Here is a 2,909-nt window from a genome sequence, read left to right as displayed (position 1 = left end):
CTCCCCTTAATAAGGGGGGCATCTGATAATTTTTAACGCCTACCTACTTAGTTTCAATTTTAGGTGATTTTTTGGTAAACTACAAGGGAAGCTAGAAATTAGTAACGCCTTGAGAATTGTAGCCGCTTAGTTATCAATCTAGTTATTGACTCGAAGGAACAACTTATCGCTATGTCCAAAACTCTCTACGAACAAGATTTTCAAGTATGGCTCGCAACAACAATTAGCCACCTACAGAAGCGGGAATTTGCTGCGCTGGATACTGATAACTTAATTGAGGAGTTAACCGAGTTGGGAAAATCGGAAAAAAGAACTTTAGAAAGTAATTTGATGATTCTTTTGGCTCATTTGCTCAAATTAAAAGTACAGCACGACGCACCGCCATCAATGAAGGATAGCTGGTATTGTTCTATTATTGAGCATCGCCAGCGAATTGAGAAAAACTTACGCGATACTCCTTCCCTGAAATCCTATCTAGAAACTGCCATTGAGGAAGCTTATCCAGATGCTCGTCAAGTGGCAATTAAGGAAGGGAAACTCCCTCAATTTGGTGTTCGGATTCCCCCAGAAAATGATTATCCTCAAATTTGTCCTTTCTTGCCAGAGCAAATCTTAGATGAGAACTTCTATGGCAATTGACCAAATGTGTCTCAGCTTATAAGTAGGTGGGTGGAATTAAATATAAAATGAACGTAGGTTGGGTTGAAGCATGAAACCCAACGCCCGCATGGGTTACGCTACCGCTAACCCATCCTACAAATAATTGTGCCTACCTACTTAATAATATGAACAACCACAAAGGCACAAAGGACACAAAGATTAGGTTTTTCTGGCAACCCTAACTAAAACTTACCTGAACAAAAGCCCCCAGAAAACATCACTTTCTAGGGGTTTAATTACAATTGACGGAAAACAAACTTATGGGGAGGTTAACCTCCAGCCACCGCAGGAACGATACTGACTTCATCGCCATCTTTTAAGGGGGTTTTTGTCCCATCGAGGAAGCGAATATCTTCACTGTTGACGTAGAAATTTAAAAAGCGCCGGGGTGCGCCCTCTTCATCGCATAAGCGGGCCTTAATACCGGGGAAACTTGCTTCTAAGGATTCGATTAAATCACCGACATTACTAGCACTACACTCGATGGTAGCCTTATTTTCTGTAAATTTTTGCAGGGGAGTAGGAATGAGAACTTTTACAGCCATAGATATCAAGGAAAAAGTGGAAAGGACGGTAAGCTGCACGCGAATTTAAATTGCTTGTGGAGATGAGGCAAGAGGATAATTGCCCCATCATCCCCGAACATCAATTCTAGACGAGAACCTGTTGCCATTCGAGGCGTTCGAGGGTGCGGGAACGTTCCAGGGCCCGTTCAAAACTTTCTAATTTCGGTTCGATTAACAGGGGTTCACCGATATAACCCTGTACCGCTTCTTGGGTTTTTAGACCATTACCGGTGATATAAACGACCGTGGTTTCTTCGGGGTCGATTTTACCCGCTTCTACTAATTTTTTCAAGACAGCGATAGTTGTACCGCCTGCGGTTTCTGTGAAAATGCCCTCCGTTTCTGCCAAAAGTTTAATACCTTCGATAATTTCGGCATCGGTGACGGATTCAATATTACCGCCAGTTTTACGGGCAATATCAAGGGCATAAACACCATCGGCGGGATTACCAATAGCGATCGATTTGGCGATAGTATTGGGTTTAACTGGGGCGACAAAATCCCGTCCTTCCTTGAAAGCTTGGGCAATGGGGGAACAACCCTCCGCTTGAGCGCCACTAAAACGCACTGCTTTATCTGCCACCAAACCGACTTTGACGAATTCTTGGAAGCCTTTATAAATCTTGGTAAAGAGGGAACCACTGGCTAAAGGTGCGACAATATGGTCGGGGAGTTTCCAGCCTAATTGTTCAGCCACTTCAAAGCCTAAAGTTTTGGAACCTTCGGAATAGTAGGGGCGCAGATTGATGTTGACAAAACCCCAACCGTAGGTATTGCCCACTTCTGAACAGAGACGGTTAACCTGATCGTAATTGCCTTTAACTGCCATGACCGTGGGATTATAGATTAGGGTGCCGAGAATTTTGCCCGCTTCTAAATCGGAGGGAATGAAAACACAACAGTCTAAACCGGCGTGAGCAGCAATAGCGGCGGTGGAATTGGCGAGATTTCCCGTACTAGCACAGGAAACGGTAGTAAAACCTAATTCTTTGGCCCGGGTAAGGGCGACGGATACCACTCTATCTTTGAAGCTGAGAGTGGGCATATTGACGGCATCATTTTTAATGTAGAGATTTTTTAGACCCAAGCGCCGAGCTAAACGGTGGGATTTAACTAGGGGAGTCATACCCGTACCCACATCGATAGGATTTTCACTTTCCACCGGCAAAAAGGAACGATAGCGCCAGATGGAATTGGGACCTGCTTGAATGCTTTCTCTGGTAACGGTGCGACGGATGAGGTCGTAATCGTAGTCCACTTCTAGGGGGGCAAAGGTTTCTTCGCAGATATTCAGCGCTTTCAGGGGGTAGGAGGTCCCTCCTTCCTTAGAAACCAAGCGGGTAAAGGTGGGGATGAATTTTGAGGTTTCGATGTTTGTCGCTAGGGTCATGATTTTCCTGTCTTGCCGTCAACTGAATCTACACACATCCTATCACCGGCAAAATCTTGGTGTCAAATATACCCGACAAAAATAGTCGGGTATAAATTTATACAAAAACTAGGGGATAATCTGGGGAGCAGCAAGGGTTAAGTGGAGATGGTTGGGCTGCCGTGTCAGAAAACTTCGGTGTAGTTTCAGGTCAAAACAAGAACTAGGAAAAGGGATTTAAGTTTTTTAGGAGGTTACAGCCTATTTACTGCTAATTTTATCGAAATAAACCCTAATTTTTCTTTAAGTAGGTA

At 44.1% G+C, this 2,909-nt stretch carries 3 protein-coding genes; 1 reads left to right on the top strand and 2 read right to left on the bottom strand.

Features of this window, described 5'->3' with window-relative positions; all coding sequences use genetic code 11:
* Nucleotides 1-171 precede the first annotated feature (171 nt).
* Entirely contained in the window at nucleotides 172-639 is a 468-nt protein-coding gene (locus MICAI_RS12065; protein WP_008202168.1) for a DUF29 domain-containing protein, read from the top strand.
* A gap of 290 nt (nucleotides 640-929) precedes the next feature.
* On the opposite strand, the gene MICAI_RS12060 is transcribed toward MICAI_RS12065, so the two are convergent.
* Entirely contained in the window at nucleotides 930-1,205 is a 276-nt protein-coding gene (locus MICAI_RS12060) for a MoaD/ThiS family protein (RefSeq protein ID WP_008202166.1), read from the bottom strand.
* Between the two features lie 106 nt (nucleotides 1,206-1,311).
* Nucleotides 1,312-2,616 carry a threonine synthase gene (thrC, locus tag MICAI_RS12055; RefSeq protein WP_002783420.1) on the bottom strand — a complete coding sequence of 435 codons (1,305 nt, stop codon included), beginning with the start codon at nucleotides 2,614-2,616 and terminating at the stop codon, nucleotides 1,312-1,314.
* Nucleotides 2,617-2,909: the final 293 nt, after the last annotated feature.

Origin of the sequence: Microcystis sp. T1-4 (genome assembly GCF_000297435.1) — a bacterium.
Classification (GTDB): Bacteria; Cyanobacteriota; Cyanobacteriia; order Cyanobacteriales; family Microcystaceae; genus Microcystis.
Note: the sequence above shows the minus strand (reverse complement) of the source record. Positions and strands in the feature narration are given on the sequence as shown.

Excerpts from the sequence above, each read along its gene's own strand:
- MICAI_RS12065 (WP_008202168.1), top strand. The coding sequence starts at position 172 with ATGTCCAAAACTCTCTACGAACAAGATTTTCAAGTATGGCTCGCAACA.
- MICAI_RS12060 (WP_008202166.1), bottom strand. The coding sequence starts at position 1,205 with ATGGCTGTAAAAGTTCTCATTCCTACTCCCCTGCAAAAATTTACAGAA.
- thrC (WP_002783420.1), bottom strand. The coding sequence starts at position 2,616 with ATGACCCTAGCGACAAACATCGAAACCTCAAAATTCATCCCCACCTTT.